General features: G+C 64.6%; 6 protein-coding genes. All 6 read left to right on the top strand.

Annotated elements, in window-relative coordinates:
* Positions 1-926: DUF58 domain-containing protein (locus tag ABWY06_RS10180; protein ID WP_353925454.1), on the top strand; the 926-nt coding region annotated here is incomplete at its 5' end.
* On the top strand, positions 923-1,417 hold the full coding sequence (locus tag ABWY06_RS10175; protein ID WP_138966836.1) for a DUF4381 domain-containing protein: 495 nt from the start codon (positions 923-925) through the stop codon (positions 1,415-1,417). The genes ABWY06_RS10180 and ABWY06_RS10175, both read left to right, overlap by 4 nt.
* Positions 1,410-2,489: a vWA domain-containing protein gene (locus tag ABWY06_RS10170; RefSeq protein ID WP_150786799.1), complete on the top strand. Its 1,080-nt coding sequence runs from the start codon at positions 1,410-1,412 to the stop codon at positions 2,487-2,489. The genes ABWY06_RS10175 and ABWY06_RS10170 overlap by 8 nt, the downstream gene beginning before the upstream one ends.
* Positions 2,486-4,225 (top strand): VWA domain-containing protein, encoded by a 1,740-nt coding sequence (locus ABWY06_RS10165; protein ID WP_128869860.1) that lies wholly within the window; start codon positions 2,486-2,488, stop codon positions 4,223-4,225. Before ABWY06_RS10170 ends, ABWY06_RS10165 begins: the two co-directional genes overlap by 4 nt.
* Positions 4,222-5,853 (top strand): BatD family protein, encoded by a 1,632-nt coding sequence (locus ABWY06_RS10160; protein ID WP_150786798.1) that lies wholly within the window; start codon positions 4,222-4,224, stop codon positions 5,851-5,853. The genes ABWY06_RS10165 and ABWY06_RS10160 overlap by 4 nt, the downstream gene beginning before the upstream one ends.
* Before the next feature lie 289 nt (positions 5,854-6,142).
* Positions 6,143-7,191 (top strand): exonuclease SbcCD subunit D C-terminal domain-containing protein (locus ABWY06_RS10155; protein WP_353925453.1); only part of this gene is annotated, 1,049 nt, incomplete at its 3' end.

The following is a 7,191-nucleotide window of genomic DNA, read 5'->3' as shown; positions in this document are numbered from 1 at the left end:
CCGAACCGGGCATCCGTGTCAGCCTCGCCGAACTGATCGAAATGCGCCATCGAGTGCGTGAAGTGCAACTGTTCTCGACGCCGAGCCAGCGCAGCCCGCTGATCGGCCTGCATCATTCGAAACTGCGTGGCCGAGGCGTGGATTTCGACCAGGTGCGGGTCTATCAGGCCGGCGACGACGTGCGCAGCATCGATTGGCGCGTCACCGCCCGCACTCAGGAACCGCACACCAAGCTGTTCCACGAAGAGCGCGAGCGGCCGATTTTCATCATGGTCGAGCAAAGCTGCCGGCTGTTTTTCGGTTCGGGGCTGATGTTCAAATCGGTACTCGCCGCCCAGGCCGCGAGCCTGATCGGCTGGGCGGCGCTGGGTCATAACGACCGGGTCGGCGGCCTGGTGTTCGGTGACAAAGAGCATTACGAGATCAAGCCACGGCGCAGCAAACAGAGCCTGTTGCAGTTGCTCAACCGCCTGGTGCGGGTCAATCAGTCGTTGCACACCGAAACCGAGCCGGACCGCGACGCGTTCAACATTGCCCTGCGCCGTGCCCGGGAAGTCCTGCGTCCCGGCAGCCTGGTGATCGTGATCTGCGACGAACGCGCCCTGACCGAGGGCGCCGAACAGCAGCTGAGCCTGTTGTCGCGCCATTGCGACCTGTTGTTGCTGCCGGTGTCCGATCCGCTTGATCATGCCCTGCCTGCCGCCGGGCTGCTGCGCTTCGCGGAACGGGGGGCGCAACTGGAACTCGACACCCTCAATTTCGACCTGCGCCAGACTTACCGCGCCCAGGCCGAGGCGCGCGTCGCTCGCTGGGAACTGCTGGCGCAGAAACTGCGGGTACTGTTGATGCCGTTGAGCACGCAGAGCGAGATGGTCGAACAACTGCGCGAGTACCTCAACCCAGAACGTCCGGGGAAAAGCCGATGAGCAGCCTCGAGCAACTGCAACCGCTGATTTCGCCGCCACCGATCGAATTCTGGCCACCGGCGCCGGGCTGGTGGTTACTGCTGCTGTTATTGCCTGTGTTAGGTTTCGGCATGTGGCAATTACGACGCTTGCTTCCCGACAACCGCCCAGTCGTGCGCGCCGAACAACCGCTGGACCCGGTGCGCATCGCGGCCCTGGCCGAGCTCGCACTGATGCCCAAGCCTTACGACGGCGCACCGGCCGGTGCCTGGCTGCAGCAACTCAACGGTTTGCTCAAGCGCCTGTGCCGCAACCACTACCCGTACAGCCAGAGCCACACCCTGAACGGGCGCAAATGGCTGGCCTTTCTCGACAACCGCTGCCCGGCTGCCGGCCTGACCCGCTGGATGGTGCTGGTCGAAGGCGCCTACAAGCCTGAATGCAAGCTTGACGACAAGGCCATCGCCGGCCTGACTCAAGCGGTCGATACCTGGATTCGCAAGCATGTTTGAATTCGCCTGGCCGTGGATGTTCGCCCTGCTGCCACTGCCCTGGCTGTTGCGCATGGTGCTGCCGGTGGCCGACAGCGGCGAGCCGGCGCTCAAGGTCAGCTTCCTCAGTGACCTCGAAGGCTTGGCCCGGCGCCGCGCCCGAGCCAACCTGCCGGCCTGGCGCCAACAAGCGCCATTCATTCTGCTGTGGTTATTGTTGCTGATCGCCGCGGCCCGCCCGCAATGGCTCGGCGAGCCGCTGCCGATTGCCGCCAGCGGCCGCGACCTGCTGGTCGCGGTGGACGTGTCCGGTTCCATGGACTTTCCCGACATGCGCTGGCAGGACGACGAGGTCAGCCGCCTGACATTGGTCCAGCATTTACTCGGCGACTTCCTCGAAGGTCGCGAAGGCGACCGGGTCGGCCTGATCCTGTTTGGCAGCCAGGCGTACCTGCAAGCACCGCTGACCTTCGACCGGCGCACCGTGCGGGTCTGGCTCGACGAAGCGCGCATCGGCATCGCCGGCAAAAACACCGCGATCGGCGATGCCATTGGCCTGGCCCTGAAGCGGTTGCGCATGCGCCCGGCGCAAAGTCGCGTGCTGATTTTGGTCACCGACGGCGCCAATAACGGCGGCGAAATCGCCCCGCTGACGGCGGCGCGACTGGCGGCACTCGAAGGGGTGAAAATCTACACCATCGGCATCGGTGCCAATCCGGAGGACAGTGGCACACTCGGCTTTCTCGGGATCAACCCGAGCCTGGACCTCGACGAGCCGTCCTTGAAAGCCATCGCCAAAGCCACCGGCGGCCAGTACTTCCGCGCGCGCGATGGCCAGGAGCTGCAGGTGATCAAGGACCTGCTCGACACGCTCGAACCGGTGACGCAACAACCCACCCAGGCGCGTCCGGCCCAGGCCTTGTATCACTGGCCGCTGGCAATGGCATTGCTGCTGAGCATGTTGCTGGTGGTCCGCGAGCTCTGGCCGGACAACCCCTTGCAGCGCCTGTTTAACAAGGATCTGTTCTTGCAATCGCAACTGCCCGACTGGCGCAGGCGCCTCAACCGCCTGCGCCTGCGGAGGCGCCGATGAGTGCGCTCTGGCCCTTCTGGTTCCGCCCCTGGTGGCTGCTGTTATTGCCGCTGCTCGGCTGGCTGCTGTGGCAACTCTGGCACCGACAGAAACGTGCGGGACGCTGGCAGATGATTCTGCCGCCAGCCTTCCATGCGACATTGCTCAGTGGCGGCAGCGGTCGCAACAGCAAACTGCCATGGGTCGCCCTGGGCGTGGCGTGGGTGCTGACCATCCTGGCATTGCTGGGACCGGGTTGGGAACGTGTCGAGCAACCCAGTCAGAAGCCGGCCGATCCGCTGGTGGTGATCCTGGAACTGACCCCGGAAATGCTCGCCACCGACGTCACGCCGAACCGCCTGGAACAGGCGCGGCGCAAGTTGTTCGACCTGCTGCAAAACCGCAGCGATGCCCAGACCGCCATCGTCGTCTACGCCGGCAGCGCCCACACCCTGGTGCCCCTGTCGGATGACCTGTCCACCAGCCGCAATCTGCTGGATGCGCTCAAGCCGTCGCTGATGCCCCAGGCCGGCCATCGCGCCGACCTGGCGGTGGCCAAGGCCCTTGCCCTGCTGAATCAGGCTGCTCTCGGCGAGGGGCGGATCCTGCTCATCGGTTCGACCCTGACCGAACAGGAACGTCAAGGAATCCGTCAGGCGCTGGAGGGCAAATCGACGCAATTGCTGATGCTCGGCATCGGCACCGCCGAAGGTGCGCCGATCACGCAAGAGGACGGCAGTTTCCTCAAGGATGCTCAGGGCGCGATTCTGGTGCCCCATCTGGACGAACCCGGCCTCAAGGCCTTCGCCAGTGCACTGGACGGGCGCTACCGCCATGCGCGTCTGGACGATGCCGACCTGCGTGCGCTGGGCCTGCTCGACGGCCCGCGCACACTGATCAATGACGGCCAGACCGTGCGCCTCGACGCCTGGGCCGATCAGGGTTACTGGCTATTATTGCCGCTGTTGCTGCTGGCCGCCTGCGCCGGTCGCCGCGGCTGGCTGTTCTGCCTGCCGCTCCTGTTGCTGCTGCCGCAACCCAGCTACGCCTTCGACTTCGAGGACCTGTGGCGGCGGCCGGATCAGCAGGGCATGCACTTGCTCAACCAGAAACGTCCGGCCGAGGCCGCAGAGCATTTCGCCGACGTGCAATGGCAGGGCGTGGCGCTGTATGAGGCCGGCGACTACAGTGGCGCCGCTCAGCGGTTCGCCGCAGGCAACGACGCCCACGCCCACTACAATCGTGGCAACGCCCTGGCCAGGAGCGGTGAACTGGAAGCAGCGCTGGACGCTTACGAACAGGCGCTCGAACGTCAGCCGGATTTACGCCCGGCATTGACCAACAAGGCGCTGGTGGAAAATCTGATCAAGCAGAAAACCACCCCGCCGCCGGTCAAGCCGGAGCAAAAACCGGACAACGAAAACCAGGCCAGCCAGCAAGAACCACCGTCCGGCGCGGCCACTCGACCGTCGGGCAACGGCGAACCGCAAACCGATGCCCAACAGGCCGTGGAAAATGCCGGGCAGCCGTCGACGACGCCGCCCAAACCAGGTACCAACGAGGTCCCCGGCAGTGAGCTGGGAGATGAACAACACACCAGGCCGCCCCTGCGCCCGGCCACTGACAGCATCGATGGCGAACAGCGCCAGGCGTTGGAGCAATGGCTGCGCAAGATCCCGGATAACCCGGGTGAATTGCTCAGGCGCAAATTCTGGTACGAACAGCAACAACATCAGGATCAGGGAAAAACTCGATGACCCGCTTCACCCTCTCCATGCTGGCGCTGCCGCCTGCCCTGTTGTTCTGCACCGTTCAGGCCCAGGCCGCGGAGCTGGTCGCCAGTGTGGATCGCAGTCGCTTGAACTCCGGCGAGACGGTCGAACTGACCCTGGAAACCTCTGACATGACACAGTTCGGCAAGCCTGACCTGACGCCACTGGAACCCCTGTTCGAAGTCCGCGGCACCCGCCAGGTCAACCAGTTGACCACCCTTGACGGCGACAACCGTGCGACCACCCGGTGGATCATCACCCTGCTGCCTCGGCAGACCGGCAGCGTGGAGATTGCGGCGCTGCAACTGGGCGAGGCGCAGAGCCAGCCGATCACCCTGCAAGTGGTCCAGAGCGAAACCCAGGACAGCCGCCAAAAACTGGCCCCGGTGTTCATCGACGCCAGCCTCGATCAAAACAGCGTGTACGTTCAGGCCCAGGCGATCCTGACCCTGCGGATCTACCATTCGGTGTCGCTGTACGACGACAGCAGCCTGCCGCCCTTGCAGATCGCCGATGTGCGCATCGAGCAACTGGGCGAGTCGCGCACCTATGAGAAAGACATCAATGGCCTGCGTCACGGCGTGATCGAAATGCGCTACGCGATCTACCCGCAACACAGTGGTGCATTGATCATTCCGGCGCAAATCTTCAATGCCGCCCTGGTGGACGCCACCTCCCAGGTACCCAAATCCGGCAAGCTGATGCGCGTCAGCTCCTCCGAAATCATGCTGGCGGTCAAGGCCAAACCGGACGCTTACCCGGCCGACGTGCCCTGGCTGCCGGCCCGAAGCCTGAGCCTGAGCGAAAGCTGGAACCCGCCACCGGATCACGCGCAGGTGGGCGATTCGCTGACCCGCCGCCTGACGGTGAAGGCCGAGGGCCTGGCCAGTTCACAACTGCCGCCATTGCCCGCCACCGATGTCAACGGCTTGCGGCGCTACCCGGATCAACCGGTGCTGGGCAACCATAACAGCGAGCGCGGCCTGATCGGCAGTCGTGAAGACCGCGAAGCCCTGGTGCCGACCCGCAGCGGCGCCATCGAGTTGCCTGCGGTGGAAGTGACCTGGTGGAACACCTTGGAGGATCACCTGGAACACAGCAGCCTACCGGCCCAGACCCTGCAAGTGGCGAACAATCCGAGCCTGGTCGACACCCCGGCCGGCACAGCGCCCCTCGTTTCCGCCGTCGACAGCCAGACACTCTGGCGCTGGAAACTCAGTACCCTGATCCTCGCCTGCAGCACCGTGCTGGGCTTCGGCCTGTGGTGGCGCGCCCGCTGGCAGCCGGCGATCCTGCGTGTCGCGCAGACCGGCCCGAGCCCGCGCACCGTGCTCGACGACCTCAAGCGCGCCTGTCAGGCCAATGACACCCACGCCACACGCCAGGCCCTGGACGCCTGGGCGCGGCAGCAACCGGAAACCCTGGCCGACATGGCCGCCCGCTTCGTACCGTTGTCCGACGCCCTCGACGGGCTGAACGGCGCGCTCTACAGCGAAACCGGCCAGCATTGGCAGGGTGAGGATCTGTGGCGGGCAATCAAGGCGATCCCGATTGCCGATCGGGTGCATGACCCGGTGGGCGACAGCGGGTTGCCGCCGCTCTACCCCAAATAACCTCAAAAGATCAGCCTGCGGTAGCTCCTACAGGTAATCGGGGGCTACCCAAATCCAGGGGCTGGCAAAAATCCTTGTAGGAGCTGGCTTGCCAGCGAAAGCGGCCGCAAGCCGTGCCGCGCCCATGAAGCCGCCGTCGCTGGCAAGCCAGCTCCTACAGGGGGTACGCCATTCCAATGTAGGCGCTGCCGAAGGCTGCGATCTTTTTGCTGTTTGCCAGTAAACTCTCTCCCTTTTAGCCGCCATCATTTTCCCTGCGGCCATCACCTTATTTCCTACGGAGCACGCCTTGCGTCTGTTTCACACCTCCGACTGGCACCTCGGGCAGAATCTGCACGGCCAGGACCGCGATTTCGAACACGGTTGTTTCCTCGACTGGCTGCTGCGCCAGCTCAAGCAGGACCTGCCCGATGTGCTGTTGATCGCCGGCGATATCTTTGACACGGTCAACCCGCCGGTCAAAGCCCAGGAACGCCTTTACGATTTCATCGTCAGCGCCCACGAACAGCAGCCGAAGCTGACCATCGTGATGATCGCCGGCAACCACGATTCCGGCTCACGCATTGAGCTGCCCGCGCCGTTGATGCGCCGTTTGCGCACCCATGCCCTGGGGCGGGTGCTGTGGCTGGACGACGGTCAACTCGACGCCGAGCGGCTGCTGTTGCCATTACCGGATGCCAAGGGCAAGACCGTCGCCTGGTGCCTGGCGCTGCCGTTCCTGCGCCCGGCCGAAGTCACCGGCGCGCATCTGGGCGACAACTACCTGCGCGGTATCGGCCAGGTTCACGAATGGCTGATCGCAGCCGCCAACGCCAAGCGCAAACGGGGCCAGGCGCTGATCGCCATCAGTCACGCGCACATGGCCGGCGGTTCGGTGTCGGAAGACTCCGAGCGCAGCCTGATCATCGGCAATGCCGAAGCGCTGCCCGCCAGCCTGTTCGGGCCGAGCATCAGCTACGTCGCCCTCGGGCATCTGCACAAGCCGCAGAAGGTCAACGCTGAAGAACGCATCCGCTACAGCGGTTCGCCGATTCCGCTGTCGTTTTCCGAGATCGGTTATCAGCATCAGATTCTCGACGTCATCCTCGACGGCGAAACCCTGGTCAGCGTCGAACCCAAGCTGATTCCCCGCGCAGTGAATCTGCAGCGCATCGGGCCGGCGCCGTTGGCCGACATTCTGCTGCAACTGGCCGACCTGCCAAACATCGACCTGCTGGCCGACATTCAGCGCCAGCCCTGGCTGGAAGTCCGGGTGCGCCTGGATGAGCCGCAACCCGATCTGCGCCATCAAGTCGAAAGCGCCCTGCAAGGCAAAGCCGTGCGCCTGGTGCGCATCGC

This window comes from Pseudomonas sp., assembly GCF_040514055.1.
In the GTDB taxonomy this organism is placed as follows: Bacteria; Pseudomonadota; Gammaproteobacteria; order Pseudomonadales; family Pseudomonadaceae; genus Aquipseudomonas.
The sequence above is the reverse complement of the archived record's forward strand: the minus strand, read 5'-3'. Positions and strand labels throughout refer to the sequence as shown.